Annotated in this window: 20 protein-coding genes and 1 riboswitch; of the genes, 15 read left to right on the forward strand and 5 right to left on the reverse strand. The window is 47.6% G+C overall.

The genetic code is table 11. The features are described 5' to 3' along the window. Positions 1–357: 357 nt before the first annotated feature. Positions 358–1,209 carry an alpha/beta fold hydrolase gene (locus AC0YNZ_RS14655; RefSeq protein WP_475827287.1) on the reverse strand — a complete coding sequence of 284 codons (852 nt, stop codon included), beginning with the start codon at positions 1,207–1,209 and terminating at the stop codon, positions 358–360. A 216-nt stretch (positions 1,210–1,425) separates the two neighbouring features. Here AC0YNZ_RS14655 and AC0YNZ_RS14660 point away from each other — a divergent pair, with 216 nt between their 5' ends. The 6 genes from AC0YNZ_RS14660 (at position 1,426) to AC0YNZ_RS14685 (ending at position 4,924) form a co-directional block, all read left to right on the forward strand. After that, a complete protein-coding gene (locus tag AC0YNZ_RS14660; RefSeq protein WP_475827288.1) occupies positions 1,426–1,590 on the forward strand; it encodes a DUF1328 domain-containing protein in 165 nt (54 codons plus the stop codon). Between the two features lie 98 nt (positions 1,591–1,688). After that, a complete protein-coding gene (locus tag AC0YNZ_RS14665; protein ID WP_475827289.1) occupies positions 1,689–2,087 on the forward strand; it encodes a YflT domain-containing protein in 399 nt (132 codons plus the stop codon). A 150-nt stretch (positions 2,088–2,237) separates the two neighbouring features. Continuing rightward, complete coding sequence (locus AC0YNZ_RS14670) at positions 2,238–3,374, forward strand: PP2C family protein-serine/threonine phosphatase (protein WP_475827290.1); 1,137 nt, start codon at positions 2,238–2,240, stop codon at positions 3,372–3,374. Between the two features lie 94 nt (positions 3,375–3,468). Further along, the gene (locus AC0YNZ_RS14675) at positions 3,469–4,080 is read left to right on the forward strand and encodes a hypothetical protein (RefSeq protein ID WP_475827291.1); all 612 of its coding nucleotides are present in this window, start codon (positions 3,469–3,471) and stop codon (positions 4,078–4,080) included. A gap of 77 nt (positions 4,081–4,157) precedes the next feature. Next, entirely contained in the window at positions 4,158–4,490 is a 333-nt protein-coding gene (locus AC0YNZ_RS14680; protein ID WP_475827292.1) for an STAS domain-containing protein, read from the forward strand. Continuing rightward, positions 4,487–4,924: an ATP-binding protein gene (locus tag AC0YNZ_RS14685; RefSeq protein WP_475827293.1), complete on the forward strand. Its 438-nt coding sequence runs from the start codon at positions 4,487–4,489 to the stop codon at positions 4,922–4,924. The genes AC0YNZ_RS14680 and AC0YNZ_RS14685 overlap by 4 nt, the downstream gene beginning before the upstream one ends. A gap of 64 nt (positions 4,925–4,988) precedes the next feature. On the opposite strand, the gene AC0YNZ_RS14690 is transcribed toward AC0YNZ_RS14685, so the two are convergent. Continuing rightward, the gene (locus AC0YNZ_RS14690) at positions 4,989–5,879 is read right to left on the reverse strand and encodes a CheR family methyltransferase (RefSeq protein ID WP_475827294.1); all 891 of its coding nucleotides are present in this window, start codon (positions 5,877–5,879) and stop codon (positions 4,989–4,991) included. Next, positions 5,852–8,602: an ATP-binding protein gene (locus AC0YNZ_RS14695; RefSeq protein WP_475827295.1), complete on the reverse strand. Its 2,751-nt coding sequence runs from the start codon at positions 8,600–8,602 to the stop codon at positions 5,852–5,854. The genes AC0YNZ_RS14690 and AC0YNZ_RS14695 overlap by 28 nt, the downstream gene beginning before the upstream one ends. A 154-nt stretch (positions 8,603–8,756) precedes the next feature. Here AC0YNZ_RS14695 and AC0YNZ_RS14700 point away from each other — a divergent pair, with 154 nt between their 5' ends. Genes AC0YNZ_RS14700 through AC0YNZ_RS14710 form a run of 3 tightly spaced genes read left to right on the forward strand, consistent with a single transcriptional unit; the run spans position 8,757 to position 10,452 of the window. Further along, a complete protein-coding gene (locus AC0YNZ_RS14700) occupies positions 8,757–9,194 on the forward strand; it encodes a DUF948 domain-containing protein (protein ID WP_475827296.1) in 438 nt (145 codons plus the stop codon). Between the two features lie 38 nt (positions 9,195–9,232). Continuing rightward, a complete protein-coding gene (gene rsbW, locus AC0YNZ_RS14705) occupies positions 9,233–9,673 on the forward strand; it encodes an anti-sigma B factor RsbW (RefSeq protein ID WP_475827297.1) in 441 nt (146 codons plus the stop codon). Next, positions 9,670–10,452 (forward strand): sigma-70 family RNA polymerase sigma factor, encoded by a 783-nt coding sequence (locus AC0YNZ_RS14710; protein ID WP_475827298.1) that lies wholly within the window; start codon positions 9,670–9,672, stop codon positions 10,450–10,452. Before rsbW ends, AC0YNZ_RS14710 begins: the two co-directional genes overlap by 4 nt. A gap of 72 nt (positions 10,453–10,524) precedes the next feature. On the opposite strand, the gene AC0YNZ_RS14715 is transcribed toward AC0YNZ_RS14710, so the two are convergent. Further along, entirely contained in the window at positions 10,525–10,704 is a 180-nt protein-coding gene (locus tag AC0YNZ_RS14715; RefSeq protein WP_475827299.1) for a hypothetical protein, read from the reverse strand. After that, a complete protein-coding gene (locus AC0YNZ_RS14720; RefSeq protein WP_475827300.1) occupies positions 10,679–11,035 on the reverse strand; it encodes a YtxH domain-containing protein in 357 nt (118 codons plus the stop codon). Before AC0YNZ_RS14720 ends, AC0YNZ_RS14715 begins: the two co-directional genes overlap by 26 nt. Before the next feature lie 298 nt (positions 11,036–11,333). Beyond that, positions 11,334–11,431: riboswitch (guanidine-I (ykkC/yxkD leader) on the forward strand. An 81-nt stretch (positions 11,432–11,512) separates the two neighbouring features. On the opposite strand from AC0YNZ_RS14720, the gene AC0YNZ_RS14725 reads away from it, so the two are divergent. The 6 genes from AC0YNZ_RS14725 (at position 11,513) to AC0YNZ_RS14750 (ending at position 16,620) form a co-directional block, all read left to right on the forward strand. Further along, positions 11,513–12,826, forward strand: a complete 1,314-nt coding sequence (locus AC0YNZ_RS14725) for an APC family permease (protein WP_475827301.1) — start codon at positions 11,513–11,515, stop codon at positions 12,824–12,826. Positions 12,827–13,049: 223 nt separating this feature from the next. After that, the gene (locus AC0YNZ_RS14730; RefSeq protein ID WP_475827302.1) at positions 13,050–13,679 is read left to right on the forward strand and encodes a nitroreductase family protein; all 630 of its coding nucleotides are present in this window, start codon (positions 13,050–13,052) and stop codon (positions 13,677–13,679) included. A 61-nt stretch (positions 13,680–13,740) separates the two neighbouring features. After that, positions 13,741–13,926 carry a YezD family protein gene (locus tag AC0YNZ_RS14735; protein WP_475827303.1) on the forward strand — a complete coding sequence of 62 codons (186 nt, stop codon included), beginning with the start codon at positions 13,741–13,743 and terminating at the stop codon, positions 13,924–13,926. A gap of 11 nt (positions 13,927–13,937) precedes the next feature. After that, positions 13,938–14,246, forward strand: a complete 309-nt coding sequence (locus AC0YNZ_RS14740; RefSeq protein ID WP_475827304.1) for a hypothetical protein — start codon at positions 13,938–13,940, stop codon at positions 14,244–14,246. Between the two features lie 179 nt (positions 14,247–14,425). After that, on the forward strand, positions 14,426–15,394 hold the full coding sequence (locus AC0YNZ_RS14745; protein ID WP_475827305.1) for an aldo/keto reductase: 969 nt from the start codon (positions 14,426–14,428) through the stop codon (positions 15,392–15,394). Positions 15,395–15,510: 116 nt separating this feature from the next. Beyond that, the gene (locus AC0YNZ_RS14750) at positions 15,511–16,620 is read left to right on the forward strand and encodes an ABC transporter ATP-binding protein (protein WP_475827306.1); all 1,110 of its coding nucleotides are present in this window, start codon (positions 15,511–15,513) and stop codon (positions 16,618–16,620) included.

Raw genomic sequence — 16,620 nt, forward strand, 5'->3', positions numbered from 1 at the left:
AGGGGCTGTCTCTCAGGTCTTTGGACCTTTTGAGACAGCCCCGTTTTTTGTTCGATTTCACAAAACTAAATCGCGCTCGTGGTGAGAATACGGCGGATTAGCTCTATTTTGCAAACGTAATCGGTCATTTTTAGAAGCTGCTTTCCAATTACCGCTGTTTAATTAGGCAAAATCAAACTAAAGCGCAGTTTTCGGATAACGATCTGCAAATAGTTTCATAAAATCGAATTAAACTGCCGGGCGATGAACGATGCTTAGTCCTGGTAGTTAAAAGAGCCCCTGCAGCCATTGGCTTCTGAGCCCCCTTTAACGGTGTAAAGAAACGATTTATGTTCAAACGGTTAATCTGGTTTTTCCTCAAGTTCTCGTTTTCTCCCGCTCGAGCAGCGTCTGCAAATAGGTGGATATAACCCTTGCAAGCTGATCGGATACTTCGACAAGGCTCATATGCGCGACATCCTCAAAGGTCGTTTCCATTATATGAGGATATTTGTATGTCGTTTCAGGCTGGTCCCGGCCCGTTACCGAGAAGGTGTCATCCGGCTTAATGACGGCATCCTCCGCGCCTGCTACAAGCAATACGGGAAATTTCGCTTCGGCCAGCACATGGCTGCGGTCAGGGCGCATCATCATCCCTTCCAATGCAGCAATTGCAGCATTCGCTTCCATCTGCTGACCGACTCCGATCAGCTCATGTACCTCATCGCGCATTTCCCCAAGCTTCCCGTCCGGAAACAATTCCGGAATGATGCTGTAAAGATACTTCGTTATCCCTTTTTCACGAATGTATGCTATATCCGCTAACCGTTTTTCGATGGCTTCCGCCGTATCCGCGAGCGCCGTGGAATGGATGAGGCCGAAGCCGGCGAGCTTATCCGGGTATTTCTCCGCGAAGGCAGCCGTTACATAACCGCCCAAGGAATGGCCGAACATGACGACCTTCCTGGTCCCGAGTGCATCCAAGAGTGCTTTGATATCCTCCGCCATTGTTTCCATGGTGTAGGGTCCTTCGGGAGCCGTGGTGCCGCCGTGGCCGCGAAGGTCCGGGATAATGACCCGGTATTCGTCACTTAGTATCGGACATATTTTTTGCCAGTACAGAGATGAGCCGCAAAAGCCGTGGAGCAGCACAATTACATTCCCATTACTGCTGCCACATTCTTCATAGACTAAATCGATGCCATTAACGTGAATACGCTGCTTTTCCATCGATCATCACCAGCCTTTTCTTAATTCAATTTGTTTGGTGTTGTCTCTTAACCTATTCTCCGGCTTCTGAAACATATAAAAATCTGGTTGAATATTCCTTCATTAATAGCTCCGATTTCGACTGCCGGACTTGAAAAAACACTGTTTCAATGGGGACGGGGCTGGTTAATAACATGTCAAGTTAACAAAAACAGTTAGGAAGGAAGGGGGATTCCAATGCTAGGATGGGCATTTTTATTTTTCATCTTTGCCATCGTCGCAGGCATATTCGGCTTTCTAGGAATTGCTTCCGCATTAGCTGGAATAGCAAAAGTATTGTTTGTCATATTCATCATTCTCTTTATTGTATCTCTCATCGTCGGCCGAAGACGGGTCAGTTAACTTCGCTAAGGGAGGTGTAGGTCCAGTTAGCAAGGCAGAGCAATATCAGCAACTGCTTATTGAGTAGGACAAAAACATGAAAATGAGGAGGAATTACAATGATTAATCTATCGCATACAAAGGTGCACACGGTAAATAATGTTGTTGAGGTTAAGGAGCAGGTGTATAGGTTCCAAATGGATGGTTATGTGAAGGACAAAATTTTTGTGCTGACGCATGATAAGGACCGGACAAAACGGATTGTGGACAATACGGAAGCAGAAAAAATCGGCATCGCGGAGGAAGGCTTCGGAACGGCAATCGCAAATATTTTTCGCTCGAACGGTGAAGAGCTGCGGGCGAAGATGAGATCGCTCGGCATTTCCGAGGAAGACTCGCAGCGTCTCGAGCGCGAGATGGACGAGGATAAGATTTTGGTCATCGCATGGGGAGGCAAGGAGTATTCAGGCGAAGAATTCGACCCTGCCGTATACTACTATCCTCATTACGCCGTATAGGAGCTCTGTCCTTAAATTCACACGATGCATGCCAAGGCCTATCCGCGAGGGTGGGCCTTTTAATAATTATCTAACTGTTAAAAAGTTGACTCTACTTACCGATACGCTCAAAATATGAGTAGTAGTTACTGGAGCAAAAGGAGCCTTCTTATGAGTATTATAATCGTGGACGATAATGCGACGAATCAGCTTATTATTAAAGCCATTTTAAATAAAGCGGGCTATGAGGATCTGAAAGCCGCGTCTTCAGCGATAGAGCTTTACAGCCTGCTCGATATAGAGTCTGACTCGGCTGCCGAAACTAATGTGGATTTGATTTTGATGGATATGATGATGCCTGAAATCGACGGCTTAGAGGCGTGCAAAACGATTTTGCAGGTTGAGCGCTATAAGGATGTTCCGATCATATTTGTTACTGCGCTGGGCGATTCCAGCAAAATGGCGGAAGCGCTTGATGCCGGCGCCAGCGATTATGTTATGAAGCCGATCAATAAAATGGAGCTGCTGGCGCGGATTCGTTCAGCATTAAGGCTGAAGCGGGAAATCGATTGGCACAAAGAGAGAGACAAGCAGGTGAAGTTTAAGCTGGAGCTTGCCAAAAAAGTGCAAAGGAATGTATTAAGCCAGCCGATTAATGATGAGAATATTGCTATCAGCGCGGTTTATCAGCCTTCCTCCGAGCTTGCGGGCGATTTTTATGCGTGGTACCGGATTGACGAAAGCCGTTACGGCGTTATTTTGCTCGATATGATGGGGCACGGCATTGCTTCTTCGCTCGTATGCATGTACATATCATCGGTGCTGAAGGATACGATTACGCGGATTACCAAGCCCGATCTCGTTATGCAGGAGCTTAACCGGTATATGAACCAGCTGTACAAGAAGGAAGAACTTCTTAATTACTATTTTACCGCTATTTATTTAGTCGTGGATACGGATAAACGGACCGTCGAATACGTTAATGCCGGACATCCTCCGGGCAGGGCGCTGATTGGCGACCAGGTAACACTGCTTACGGAGGGCTGCTGCGCGGTCGGTTTGTTTGAAACCATCGAAATCAGTCAAGGAATGATTTCATACGAGGATCATATGAAGATTGTTCTCTATACCGATGGATTAAGCGAATCTATGGGCGATAATGGGGAGGACAAGCTGAATCTGTTAGTTGAGCAGCTAAGCGGCAGCGAAAGCATTGAGCCTGCGGCGATCGTCCGTGATTTTATATCCGGGCAAAACAGCGACAATCAGAAGGATGATATATGCTTGGTTATGATTGCCGCGAAGTAATATGGCGCATTCTGTTTCAACGGGCCGGGAACGGTTTATATATACCTATAACCAAAAAAGGAAGAAGGACATTCCCGCATAGGAGGGAGAACATATGAAGAATATTATTTTAATCGGCTGTTTGATCGGAGGCATCTTCGCTTTTTCGGGAGAGCTCGGACATGAAACCGTCAGGTATTCCCAGGCGACTGATTCAAGCCCGGCTAAGGCGGAAGTACCTGCCGAGGCAGTGAGTAAAATAATAACCTCTTCTATGTTTCCTTCGACAGTAACAGAGGATAGCTATGATGCAGAAGCAAGTGCTGCTGAAGCGGCGAAACCGGATTTTAAGCTGCAAACGGTAAACGGCCTATCGCTTTATGATACCCCAAGTACCGTTGCCCGGAAGCTCGGAGAGCCTAAGAGGATTACAGCGGACCCGCATTTAAAGGAATTGCTGATTTATCAATACCCGAATATGAATGTCGTCTTTAGCGATGGAATCGTTAATTCGGTTGAAATTGCGGAGGGCTCCAAAACGCTGCTGCTCGATGGCGTTGAAATTCCAGCTACGGTTGAGGCCGTAAAGGGAGCGCTGGGACAGCCCGATTACATGACGGAGGATGGTATCGTGTTCGAGCGAAATGAAGCCTTGCTGAAGCTTTTTATCGATAAGGATACAAAAAAGCTAACAGCCATTCATTACTTCTACAGCTTCTCCATGTAAGGAGCTGCTTGTACATCTTGTACAAAGAGAAGGTTCTTGATACTATTTACTAAACAAACGCGAGCGGAGTGAATTGAATGAAGACTGAGCCATTTCAAGTCGTGCTGGAAGAGACGCAGGAGCAATTTGTTCTTTATGTGAGCGGAGAGCTCGATTTATCCGTGGTGCCGCAGATGCGGGCAGCCTTAGTACCGGTAATGAACCGGACGGATAAAGCATTGATTCTTAATCTTAAACAATTAAAATATATCGACAGTACTGGTATCGGCATTATCGTTTCATTGTTGAAGCTTCGCGATGAGCTGAAGGCGCCGTTTTTCGTTCGCGAAATTCCGTCTGCCATTCAACGCCTGTTTGATTTGACAGGCATATCCAGATACTTAACCGAAGGGACAGAGGCTCAAGCATGAATGCCATTCGTTTACAAATCCCGGCCCATGCAGACTATATCGATCTGGTCAGAATTTGTCTATTTGGAATCGCCTCGAAGATGAGCTACGCCTTTGAAGAAATTGAAGATATAAAGGTAGCTGTTTCGGAGGCATGCAATAATGCAGTTATCCATGGCGCTAAAGGCGCTGATCAGGATGTAATTGACATTTGCTTTGAAACGGGCGATGCAGGCCTCACTATAAAAGTGAAAAACAGCGGGCCGACGATACTCGTTCCGGATGCGCTGGAAGAGGCTGCGCCGCTGCCTGATGCTGACGTAAGCGGGCTCCGCGTCGGCGGTCTGGGCATTTACATGATGCAGGCGCTGATGGACGAGGTTGAGGTTAACGCATCGGAGAGCGGAACGGAAGTTGTGCTGACGAAGTATTTGAATGTAATAGCAGGGCAGTAGGCCGATAGTTGCTGAAGCAAAAGAGGAAATGACGATGATGTCATTTCCTCTTTTGCTTTTACCACTAGCTGCACAACTTGCGGAAAATACGCTCCGGCGTATTAAAGTCCTCGTATTTCGCCTTGTAGGAGGAGAGTAACGATTCCATGCTTCCGAGTCCCAAGAAACCTTGGTGAGCCAGGCTTTCAAAAAATAAATCATGCACGCGGCTCTGCAGGTCAGCGTCAAAATAAATAAGGACATTCCGGCATAAAATGACGTGGAATTCATTAAACGATCGGTCCGTCGCCAAATTGTGCTGCGCAAACACCATGCTTTCTTTGATATAAGGATGGAATCGAGCATACGCATGATCGGTCGTATAGTAGGAAGAGAACTCCTTGGCACCGCCCGACTGCATGTAATATTTCGTGAAGGACTGCATCCGTTTGAGCGGAAACCTGCCTTGCTTCGCGATCTCGATCACATGCTCGTTCATGTCCGTAGCGTAAAGCTTCGCCTTATCCAGCAAGCCTTCCTCATGCAGCAGAATAGCCATGGAGTAAACTTCTTCTCCAGTCGCGCAGCCTGCGTGCCAAATCCGAATTTCAGGAAGATGCCGCAGCAGAGGTATAACGTGCTTGCGGAATGCAGCGAAGAAGCTGGGATCGCGAAACATCTCGGATACTTTAATCGAAAAATCATTCAGCAAATGATCGATAAACCCCGGTTCATGCAGCACCTTCTCAAGAAGCGAGGTAATCGTCGGCAAGCCTTCGAGATTCATGCGGTGATAAATCCGCCTGCGGAGCGATGAACGCAAGTAATTTCGGAAATCGAAACCGTAGACGTTGTAAATGCCGTCCAGCAGCAAATTGATTTCAATGTGTTCCAGCTGGTCCTGCGCTACCTTGTCATCATTCACATCGGCCTCATTCCACTGACTGCTCAATTGTTCACCTGCTTTGTCAACCATACCCGCATAAGCGAGAAGAGCTGATCCATATTAAGAGGTTTGCTAATATAATCAGACGCGCCAGCTTCCAAACATTTCTCGCGGTCGCTCCGCATTGCTTTGGCCGTAAGAGCAATAATCGGCGTATCCTGCATAGCGGTATCCAGACGCATCGCTTTCATCGTTTCGAAGCCATCCATAATCGGCATCATAATATCCATGAGCACGAGATCGAAATCGGATCGTTGTTTTATGATTTCCAGGCATTGTTTCCCATTGCTTGCGACCGTCACGTTAATCGCCTTGCTCTCAAGCGCTTTGACAAGCGAGTATACGTTTCTTGCGTCGTCCTCGACAAGCAGAACGTTTGTCCCTTTAAATAGGGAGTCTTCATATTCCGAAGAGGAGATAGCCGCCCGATCGGCAACGCCGGGTTCTGCCGGTACGCCCGAAGGCGCTGCGGCTGCTGCTACTTCCTGGTCAACCGATACGAGCTGCTCTCTTTCCATATTCGGCAGGCTTGGCAAGAAGAGCGTAAATTGGCTGCCCTTCTGCGGCGTGCTTTCCAGCACGATCCGCCCGCCCAGCAGCCTCGTAAACTCATTGCAAATCGATAAGCCGAGTCCCGTTCCGCCGTATTGACGGTTCGTTTCGCCGTCCACCTGCTGGAAGGCTTCGAAAATAAGCTTCTGCTTATTCTGCGGAATGCCTATGCCGGTATCGGTTACTGAAATCGCTAATACCGCTTTATCCGTGTGGGCAGGGATATATTTTTTTACACTGAGCGGGTCAGCGTTTTGAACGGTGAGCGTGACGGAGCCTTGCTCCGTAAATTTAAAGGCATTGGATAATAGGTTTTTCAAAATTTGCTGCAGCCTCTGACCGTCAGTATGCAGCACCGGAGGGACATCAGCATCCATTCTAATATGGAACGAGATGCCTTTCTTCTCCGCCACAGGGTTAAAGAGTTGCTTCATATGCTCTGGAATTTCGGAAACATTCACCTCATCCATCGTCAAGATAACCTTTCCGGCCTCAATTTTGGATAAATCAAGAATGTCATCAATAAGCGCCAGCAAGTCATTTCCGGATGTATGAATAACTTTGGCATACGCTTCTTCCTCCGAATTCAATGTTTTGTTTTCATTCTCCGCAAGAAGCTGGGACAAAATTAAAATGCTGTTTAACGGTGTGCGAAGCTCGTGCGACATATTAGCCAAGAAATTGGTTTTATATTGCGAGCTTTTCTTTAGCTGCCCGGAATACGCTTCAAGCTCTTCCTTCGCTTTTTGCAGCTCCTTCGTTTTCTGCTCGGCGAACAGATTTTGCTCCTCCAGATGTTCGGTGGTCATGCGCATTTCCTCTTGCTGCATCTGGAGCTCCTCCGACTGTGTTTGCAGCTCCTCGGTTTGCGCCTGCAGCTCCTCTGTTAATACTTGTGATTCGCTTAGCAGCCTCTCGACCTCCATGCGGCCGGCCACATTGTTGATCGCAACGCCAAAGTGGCTCTCGATTTGCTCCATCAGCTTCAAATGCTGGGAGGTAAAGGACTCGACGGAAGCAAATTCAACGACAGCGGCCACATTGCCTTCAAATTCGACTGGTACGATCAGGATGCTCTTTGGCGGCAGCTGTCCAAGTCCCGACGTAATGCTAATCGGTTGGTCAGGAGCCGTATTCAATAGAAACGTACGGTTATCCAGCGCGGCTTGACCGATCAGGCCTTCGCCAAGACGGAAGCTTGCGCTGCCTGTCTCGTCGCCATAGGCTGCATAGGAAGCGATTTTGACAAGCTTCTGCTGCGCTCCGGCACCTTGGCGTATATAGAATAATCCATAAGCTGCGTTAAGCATCGGAGCCAGCTTACCCAGGAAGGACTCCGCTAACGTTGTCATATCATTGATGCCTTGATTCATGGTCGCGACCTCGGCGACCTTCGTTTGAATCCAATTTTGGTCGTTTACATGATCAAGCAATTTGTTCGTTGCCTCCGCGAGGTCCTTGATTTCATCGCGGGTCCGCACTTCGATGCGGGTCGATAAATCCCCGCCGGAGGACGCGATATCCGTTATCGTTTTGACGACCTGCTTGATCGTTTTTGCGATAGATCCGGAAACGAAGGAGACGATCATAAAGGCTGCGGCCGAGACGAGAAGCACTAACAGATAGAGGCTTACGATCAAAATATTATTACTATTTTCCAACAGCAATATTTTGTTTTTGGTTGCTTGAATTTCTTTTTCTCGCATGCCTTCGATCTTTTCGCGCAGCTTGTCGATATCCTGCTTTCCTTTGTCATCATTGAAGAAATCGATGATTCGCCCCGTCTCGTTTGCTTTTCTTAATGCAATCGTAGGCTCGCCTGCCGTGTTGATCCAATTCTCGATGGTCAGCTTTACTTCCTCAAGATCCTGGCGTGTATCCGGGTCATTGGACAGATACTGGTACAAAATATTGTAATTGGCCAGCCACTCCGCTTTGCCTTTAATATAAGGCTCCAAGTAAGCCTCGTTGCCAGTAATAATAAAACCCCGCTGACTCGTCTCCATGCTTATCGCATTGTATCTGATAGTCGTGATGAGATTATGAATTTCAATGTCGCGGGTGGTGATCGTATCCATCTCCTCTTGCAGCGAAGAGATTCTTTGACTGACGACAATGATTGAAGCGCCCAGGCAGCAAATGATGAGAAAGTAGCCGATTAAAATTTTAGCACGAATGTTAAAGTTTATATTTTGCAGCATCGTTCTCTCCTTTTATAGCGTAAGTTGAGTTCAATAGATTCCCCCTATTATAGCATGAATGCCGCATCTGACGATTTTGTTCCTTCTATTAATAAAGCGAGTATATACTGTTTCAAATGAAGCGATAGCGGGTAACTTATGAAAAAAGGAAGTGATGAAAACGATGGAACTGCTCATGCAAATCAGTATGGCTGTTATAGCGATTGCTTTCCTGGTTCTCTTGTACTCTATCATTCAGACGTTAAAAATTTTACGGGGGGCGCTTGCTGAGATGCAGCAAACGTTAAGCTCGCTCCGAACAGAGGTTACACAAATTAGCGCCGAGGTGAAGGAGGCCGTTCATCATACGAATGCGATGACGCTCGATGTGCGAACGAAGCTAAGCTCATTAGACGTTTTATTCGCCTCAGTCAATGATCTTGGACATGCCCTTCATGCGTTTACCGGAGCAGCCAAGGAATCAGCCGCAAGCGTAGTAGCCACTATAAAAGGCGAGAGAAATAAGCCTGCCGGAGAGCCCGGGATGCTAAGTACAATCTATGACGGCGTTATTTCCACCATAAGAATTTGGAATAAAGTCAAAAAAATATGAGTTACAATAGGAACATACAAGAGAGGATAGAAGAGACTATGAACTCATTCATTCGTTTAACGATTCCGGCGCGGGCGGAGTATATCGATATGGTTAGGCTTGCATTATTTGGCATTGCGAATAAAGCAGGCTTCTCCTATGAGGAAATTGAAGATATGAAGGTAGCCGTAACGGAAGCCTGCACCAACGTTGTGCTCCATGCTTACAGCGATGGGCAGCCAGGTTTAGTAGACGTCATTTTCGAGCTTGAGAAAGAAGAGATATCTATCCGGATAAAGGACGAGGGCACCAGCTTTCAATATGAGCCGTCCAAGGGCAAGCCCGTCTCTCTTCACGATAAAGAGCTTAGCGAAGTGACTGCAGGCGGGCTGGGCCTATTTATGATGCATGCTCTAATGGATAAAGTTGAAGTGCTTTCGGAAAGAGGTACAGAGGTGATTCTCACCAAGCTAATTGGTAGGAAAGAGGAGATGGCATGAACGCAAATTCATCCTGCCTGGATCCAGAAGAAACGATTGAAAAAATAAAAATATATCAGGAAACGAACTGCAACGATACCGCCACGGTATTGTTGCAGCATTTTGAACCGATCGTGAAGATGGCAGCCGCTAAAATGTCCCGAAGCCGTCCCGATCTCTATGAGGATCTGTATCAGGTCGGTCAGCTTTCCATGCTTCGCTTATTTAAGCAGTACGACAGCTCACGGGAAATTCCGTTTGAGGGCTATGCGATGAAAAGCATTATCGGCCACCTGAAAAACTATTTGCGCGATAAGTCTTGGTATATCCAGGTACCGAGGCGAATCAAAGAGAAGGGCCTGCTCATTCAGCAGGCGATCGACCACCTGACGGTAAAGCTGGGATATTCGCCGAAAATGGAAGAGATCGCTGTTCATCTCGGCCTCTCGGTAGAGGAAACGATCGAAGTGCTGTCCTGCCGGGAATCCTATCATTACGTATCGCTTGATACACCGTTATCCAGCGAAGGGGAAAGCGCAGCGACTATTGGCGATCTCATAGGCTCGGACAAGGATGATTATCAGAACGTTGATAATCGTCTGGATCTGGAGGAAGCGCTGGATCAATTGAAGGAAGAGGAGAAGAAGGTGCTGCTGCTCGCCTATCATAACGGTCAATCCCAGCGGGATATTGCCGATCAGCTGGGCGTATCGCAGATGAGCGTTTCCCGTATACAGAAGCGGGCGATTGAGAAACTGAAGCTGTTGTTAATAGAGAAACGCCAGGATTTCAGCACGTAAAGCATCCTGTAATGAAAAACACTCTTTCCATCTTGATAATGGAAAGAGTGTTTTTGGTTTACGCTTGTTTCGTTATTGAACAGGATCGGGAATCATACCGCTTTCGATAACTTCCGCATTCGTTTCCATCTGCTCCATATCCGCGCCGAGCTTAATCATTTCCGCTTCTGTAGGCGCCATGGAATTTATTGTTGTTTTTGTTGCTTCGAAGCGGGACTTCTGCGCTTTATCTCCCGGTAGCAGCAAGATCATCCTTGATCTCCTCCTTCGCGGATGAGAGGGAATCCAAGACATGCTGGTTGGATTTTTTGGCGTGATCCGCCAGATCACCGGCTTCCTCTTTGATGCTGCTGGCAAGATCCTTTGTGTTTTGTCCGACGTTTGCTGCGAATTCTTTTGTATTGTGTCCCACTGTAGCGGCAATGTCCTTCGTTTTCTCGCTGATGGCTTTGAACTTGTTCGAGAGCTCCTCCCGAAGGTTCGCGCCTGTTTTTGGGGCGAAAAGCAGAGCCGAAATGGCACCGATAGCACCTCCTACAATTGCGCCTATCAGTACGCCGTTACTAGAGTTTTCTCGTGACATTGGTCATCTCTCCTCGTTTTTTATTCGCTGATCGTGGCGATCAACGTTTGCTGCATTTCTTAGTATTATGTAAACGCCAATCGTTTTTTTGAAACACAAAATAGAGAAAATCTATTGATAAGAAACGGTACTTATTATGATGCTTGGATAATCTCCTACAGCGGGAAAATTTATGTACTAAACAATATCTTTAAATATAGAACAATCTATGTTATATTATTTAACATGTGAAATAAATCGATGTATAATGTTCGGATTTTCGATAATTTTGTAAGAGAATCTATCATTAAATCGCAAATCAGAAGTTTTCTAGGGTTCCGCGGACGAGCGTTCGGTCTGGACCGAGAGGAAACGCACAGCGATCTGTGTTCACGGAGGGATAAAAGCCCGGGAGGTTGTCTAACGACGATGCCTCCCGGGCTTTTTATGTTCTAAAAATGAATAAAAGATCAAATAACGAAGCAGAGGGTGCAGCAGATGGAAGAGAAAGTGACGTATCGTAAAACATTAACCTTGTTTCAGGTTGTGGCGTTAGGCTTGGCGTGGATGTCCCCGATGATTTATTTTACCGTTTACGGCATTGCTTATGAAGGCTCGCATGGATGGATGACGGGCTCGTACAGCGTGGCGGCGGCAGCTATTCTATTAACGGCTTTCAGCTACATCGTCATGTCCAAAAGATTCTCATCCTCCGCCTCCGCTTATACGTATGTCAAAAAGGCGATCCATCCCTATGCCGGCTTCTTAGTCGGATGGGTCGTGCTGCTCGAATATATATTTTCTCCCGTCATCGCTTGCTTAACGTTTGGCCTTTACATGCATGCCCAGTTTCCGGATGTTCCGGCTTCGGTATGGATTATCGCTATCAATCTCATTTTTGCGGCCGTCAACATCGTAGGCATTAAATTCTCAGCCGGCATCAGCAAAATATTCGTGGTTGTTCAAATATTGTTTATTGCGGTGTTTTGCTTTTATTTGCTAAAGGGCCTGGCAGGGGGTGCTGCTTCGGTTGCCGTTCAGCCGCTGCTGTCTCACGGGGAATGGGGAATCTCCACGATTCTGACAGGCGCCTCGATCGTTTGCTTCTCCTTCCTTGGCTTTGACACCGTTACGACATTGGCGGATGAGACGATCAATGCCCATAAGACGATACCTCGCGCGATCATGCTGATCGTTCTTAGCGCAGCGGTTATGTATATCTCCGTTTCCGTTCTGACGAAGCTTGTTTTTCCGAGTCTCGTGTTCTCGAATGCCGATGCGGCAGGTTTTGAGCTTATGAAGCTGGCTGGTGGCGCCGGTCTTCAATCGCTCTTCATTTCGGTGCTTATATTGGCCGTATTTACGCAAGGGGTTATTGCTGTGACGAGCGCTTCCAGGCTGCTGCATGTCATGGGCGCAGACTCGACGCTGCCGCGGCGTTTTTTCGGCAAGCTGCACCCGAAATACAAAACACCCGTTAACAGTATTGTCGTTGTGTGCGTGATCTCAATGCTCGCGTTGGTTCTAAGCTTGGAAACCGCGATTAAATTCGTCAGCCTCGGCGCGTTAACGGCATTCGTGTTCGTGAACGGCGCGGTTATCGCACAGCTGTACATAAAAGAGAAGCGCAGATCCTTCAAACAGACGATTGCCTACCTCATCATTCCGCTTTGCGGCGCTTGTTTTGTCGGTTGGCTGTTAACGCTGCTGGATCGAACCGCCTTAATGATGGGCTTGTGCTGGCTGTTCTTCGGAATCGCTTATCATTTGTACCGCACGAAACCGGCGCCCGCTGCTATTTTGCAAAAATGATTAGAAGGATAAGTGTTGACGAACGGAAAACAACATGTTAAATTAAATTTATCCTATTGAATTAGTCGGATATAAAAAGGTTGCAGCGGAAGTACTGCATTCCAAATGCTGTCGTTTACTGTAATTCGCGCTCACTAGAAAACTGGAGGCGCATGAGAGCCGAATGCCGAATCGGTTGTTGTGCGTCTTCTTTTATTTTTTATAGAAGAGGAGGCGATGAAGGATGGGTCATACAGGTTTGCATGCAAACACTCAGTCACTTGAGGGGAATTACAGCACAGAGGTTGCCGAGGCTCGAAGGCCGGATTATCCGGTACACCCGCTTATTTTGAACCGTTGGTCGCCGCGTTCCTATTCGGAGCAGCCCGTTAGCGAAGAGCAGCTCTATACGATTTTGGAAGCTGCAAGATGGGCGCCTTCATCTAGCAACCTGCAGCCATGGAGATTTTATGTTGCAAGGGAAAAGGAGGAACATGAGCGATTCCGTCAATTTATTAGGCCGAACAACCGGCTGTGGACGGATCAGGCGCCTGTGCTGCTGCTGCTCGCATCAGCAGCAGTTAAAGAAAATGGTGATCCAAACGTGTCGCATGCCTTCGATACAGGGGCGGCGTGGGCGACTTTGGCGCTGCAAGCAAGACTGCTCGGTCTATCTACGCGGGCGGTCGGAGGCTTCGATCGTACTATAGCCCGCGAGATATTGGCAGTACCGGAGCATATTGCGCTTCATGCCGTCGTCGCGCTGGGCTATCGCGGCAATCTCGACAATCTAGAGGAATCGTTCCGCGAGAAGGAGCGTCCGAACGGGCGCCGTTCGTTAGCAGAAAGCATATTGGAAATCAAAATTAACTAAGCAGCGGCTCGTTTACGTGTAAAACCGGTTTGTTACACATAAAACTTTGGAGAGGATGTTGATGATGTCCCGAACGGTAGAGGTTGCTGACGAATGGTTAAGAAGAATTAAGGAGCAATTGGCAGGGGTTCAATACGGCATTGTTCAAATTACGGTTCATAACGGCCAAATTGTGCAAATCGATCGGACAGAACGAAGCCGATTCGATACGGTAAAGTCCCCCTCCCCTGTTAAGCGGCAGAGATAATGAGGTGACGGATGAAAAATAAATTGAATTCAAGCTTATATGAATGGCCTGATCTGGCCTTTCATCATTATTGCTTGCACATGTACCGGCTGAATCGCGGGACTTATAATACGATCGATCAATGGCTGTACGACAACGGCTATCCTGAAATCAAAAGCAGACGGAAGATGATCATCCGTTTTTTGGACTTGATGGCGCAGTCGCAAGCAGACGAAGGGCGAAAGTTTCTGTCCTTTGGAAAAGGGAATTTGATTGTGGAATTGAGCCAATTTACAGCCGAGTACGACACGCGTGTAAGGAGCAAATTGGCCGCATATTAAACAAAGAGCACTTTCGTACAGTTGGCTGTTGACATACGGCAGCGGCAGGCTTAAAATTAAAAATTAATTATTCCTATTTGAATACTTGTAATTATCGACCGGATAACCGGAGACATGTTCAGCACGATGTCTCCGGTTATTTTGTTTACACTTTGATCGATCACGGGAGGAAAATGAAAATGGAATATCGTAAATTGGGAAGAACGGGACTAAAGGTATCCGAGGTAAGTCTGGGTACGATGGCGTTTGGCCGGTGGATTGACGAACAGGCTTCGGCAACGATTTTGGATTTAGCGCTTGATAACGGCATTAATCTCGTTGACACTGCGAACGTGTACGGGGCAGGGGAGTCCGAACGTATTCTCGGCAATTTGCTAAAGGAGCGGCGTCAGCAAATCGTTCTCGCGACAAAGGTTCACGGCCGCGTAGGCGAGGGCGTCAATGATTCCGGGCAGAGCCGGTATCATATTTTCAAGGCGGTTGAAGACAGCTTGAAGCGGTTGAAAACGGACTACCTCGACCTGTACCAGGTACACCGCTTCGATCCGAACACTCCGCTTGATGAAACGCTGCGGGCTTTAGACGATCTGGTTCGTCAAGGGAAGGTAAGATACATAGGGGCTTCCAATTTCGCCGCCTGGCAGCTGGCGAAGGCTCATGGAGTAAGCGCTCTGCACAGCCTGCATCGCTTTGAAAGCCTGCAGCCGGAATACAGCTTGATCTCGCGTGAAATTGAGAAGGAAATAATCCCATTCGTACAATCGGAGAATGTCGGCGTTATCGTCTACAGTCCGCTTGGAAGAGGAATTCTCTCTGGCAAGTACCGCGCCGGAGAAGCGCCTCCGGAAGGCTCGCGCCTGGCGGCTGGCGAACAACGGCTGGAGGAGCTTTTGAAGAAAAATGCGATTCAGCTGGCAGAGGCAATCCGGCCATTGGCAGAAGAACGCGGCCTGACACAGGCGCAATACGCTTTGTCGTGGGTGCTGAGCCGTCCGGGAATTACATCGGCCATTTTGGGCGCTTCCAAACCGGAACATATTACGGAAGCGGCAAAGAGCTGGCATGAAAGATTGAGCGCGGAAGAGCTGGCGAGGGTAGACGAAGTGACGTCAAACCTGCAATTGGCGAAAGAAACGGTTCTGAGCTAATCGGCTGATCATTCAACTGCATACATTCTACCGTATCAATGGAGGATATCAGAGCACCGCGTGATATCCTCCTTTTGTTTTTTTTTGGACATAAAGACTTGAGGGGAGGCCGTATGGTGGCGGGAGTTACAATTAAACATTTATATAAGCGCTACGGCAAAGACAAGCACGCGGTCGTGCAGGACTTCCAGCTGGAAATTAAGGATAAGGAGTTCATTGTGTTCGTAGGGCCTTCCGGCTGCGGGAAGTCGACGACGCTAAGAATGATTGCCGGTCTTGAGGATATATCCGAGGGTGAAATTTATATTGGGGATCAACTGGTCAACAAGCTTCCTCCTAAGGACAGAGATATTTCGATGGTTTTCCAAAACTATGCGCTTTACCCGAATTTGAGCGTTTATGAGAATATTGCATTTGGTCTAAGGATGCGGAAGCTGCCGAAGCACGAGATCGATTTGGCCGTGAAAAACGCAAGCAGGATTTTGGAGATCGAGCCTTACCTGAACCGCAAGCCGAAGGAGTTGTCGGGTGGACAACGTCAGCGGGTGGCTCTGGGCAGAGCAATCGTACGTGATCCGAAGCTGTTTTTGATGGATGAGCCGCTGTCTAATTTGGACGCGAAACTCAGAGTAACGATGAGAATGGAAATAACGAAGCTGCACAAAAAATTAGGCACGACCTTTATATTCGTTACGCATGACCAGGTCGAAGCGATGACGATGGCCGATCGTATCGTTGTCATGAAGGGCGGCATCATTCAGCAGTGCGATACGCCGGAAGCCGTTTACTCCAAACCGTCGAATACGTTTGTTGCGAGTTTTATCGGCTCTCCCCAAATCAACTTCATCAACGGCCGCATCCAGGAAAATCCGCAAGGAAGATTGGAGTTTCATACGAATCGCTTCCACCTGAAAATTAATGAAGCGATGGAGGACATTTTGCGCAAAAATAACCAAGTAAACAAGTCGGTTATATTAGGGATTAGGCCGGAAAACGTTAAACTCGAAGGTTTATTTTCGGAGACGATTATTACCGGAATCTACCGCGATAACGAGCTAATGGGCGCGGATCGTTTTCTTTATTTGGACATTGGGCAGGAGAAGCCGCTGATCGCCCGCGTGGACCCGGATAACCGTTTTGCCGAAAATGAGAAAGTGAAAGTTGAGCTGGATGTATCGAAGGCTCACTTTTTCCATAAGGATACGGGAGCAAGATTTACAGACTGA

Source organism: Paenibacillus sp. J2L1-98 (genome assembly GCF_056269405.1).

Excerpts from the sequence above, each read along its gene's own strand:
- AC0YNZ_RS14680 (WP_475827292.1), top strand. The coding sequence starts at position 4,158 with ATGAAGACTGAGCCATTTCAAGTCGTGCTGGAAGAGACGCAGGAGCAA.
- AC0YNZ_RS14700 (WP_475827296.1), top strand. The coding sequence starts at position 8,757 with ATGAAAACGATGGAACTGCTCATGCAAATCAGTATGGCTGTTATAGCG.
- AC0YNZ_RS14670 (WP_475827290.1), top strand. The coding sequence starts at position 2,238 with ATGAGTATTATAATCGTGGACGATAATGCGACGAATCAGCTTATTATT.
- AC0YNZ_RS14695 (WP_475827295.1), bottom strand. The coding sequence starts at position 8,602 with ATGCTGCAAAATATAAACTTTAACATTCGTGCTAAAATTTTAATCGGC.
- AC0YNZ_RS14675 (WP_475827291.1), top strand. The coding sequence starts at position 3,469 with ATGAAGAATATTATTTTAATCGGCTGTTTGATCGGAGGCATCTTCGCT.
- AC0YNZ_RS14665 (WP_475827289.1), top strand. The coding sequence starts at position 1,689 with ATGATTAATCTATCGCATACAAAGGTGCACACGGTAAATAATGTTGTT.
- AC0YNZ_RS14720 (WP_475827300.1), bottom strand. The coding sequence starts at position 11,035 with ATGTCACGAGAAAACTCTAGTAACGGCGTACTGATAGGCGCAATTGTA.
- AC0YNZ_RS14710 (WP_475827298.1), top strand. The coding sequence starts at position 9,670 with ATGAACGCAAATTCATCCTGCCTGGATCCAGAAGAAACGATTGAAAAA.
- AC0YNZ_RS14685 (WP_475827293.1), top strand. The coding sequence starts at position 4,487 with ATGAATGCCATTCGTTTACAAATCCCGGCCCATGCAGACTATATCGAT.
- AC0YNZ_RS14725 (WP_475827301.1), top strand. The coding sequence starts at position 11,513 with ATGGAAGAGAAAGTGACGTATCGTAAAACATTAACCTTGTTTCAGGTT.
- AC0YNZ_RS14660 (WP_475827288.1), top strand. The coding sequence starts at position 1,426 with ATGCTAGGATGGGCATTTTTATTTTTCATCTTTGCCATCGTCGCAGGC.
- AC0YNZ_RS14735 (WP_475827303.1), top strand. The coding sequence starts at position 13,741 with ATGATGTCCCGAACGGTAGAGGTTGCTGACGAATGGTTAAGAAGAATT.
- AC0YNZ_RS14740 (WP_475827304.1), top strand. The coding sequence starts at position 13,938 with ATGAAAAATAAATTGAATTCAAGCTTATATGAATGGCCTGATCTGGCC.
- AC0YNZ_RS14745 (WP_475827305.1), top strand. The coding sequence starts at position 14,426 with ATGGAATATCGTAAATTGGGAAGAACGGGACTAAAGGTATCCGAGGTA.
- AC0YNZ_RS14730 (WP_475827302.1), top strand. The coding sequence starts at position 13,050 with ATGGGTCATACAGGTTTGCATGCAAACACTCAGTCACTTGAGGGGAAT.
- AC0YNZ_RS14715 (WP_475827299.1), bottom strand. The coding sequence starts at position 10,704 with ATGATCTTGCTGCTACCGGGAGATAAAGCGCAGAAGTCCCGCTTCGAA.
- AC0YNZ_RS14690 (WP_475827294.1), bottom strand. The coding sequence starts at position 5,879 with ATGGTTGACAAAGCAGGTGAACAATTGAGCAGTCAGTGGAATGAGGCC.
- rsbW (WP_475827297.1), top strand. The coding sequence starts at position 9,233 with ATGAACTCATTCATTCGTTTAACGATTCCGGCGCGGGCGGAGTATATC.
- AC0YNZ_RS14655 (WP_475827287.1), bottom strand. The coding sequence starts at position 1,209 with ATGGAAAAGCAGCGTATTCACGTTAATGGCATCGATTTAGTCTATGAA.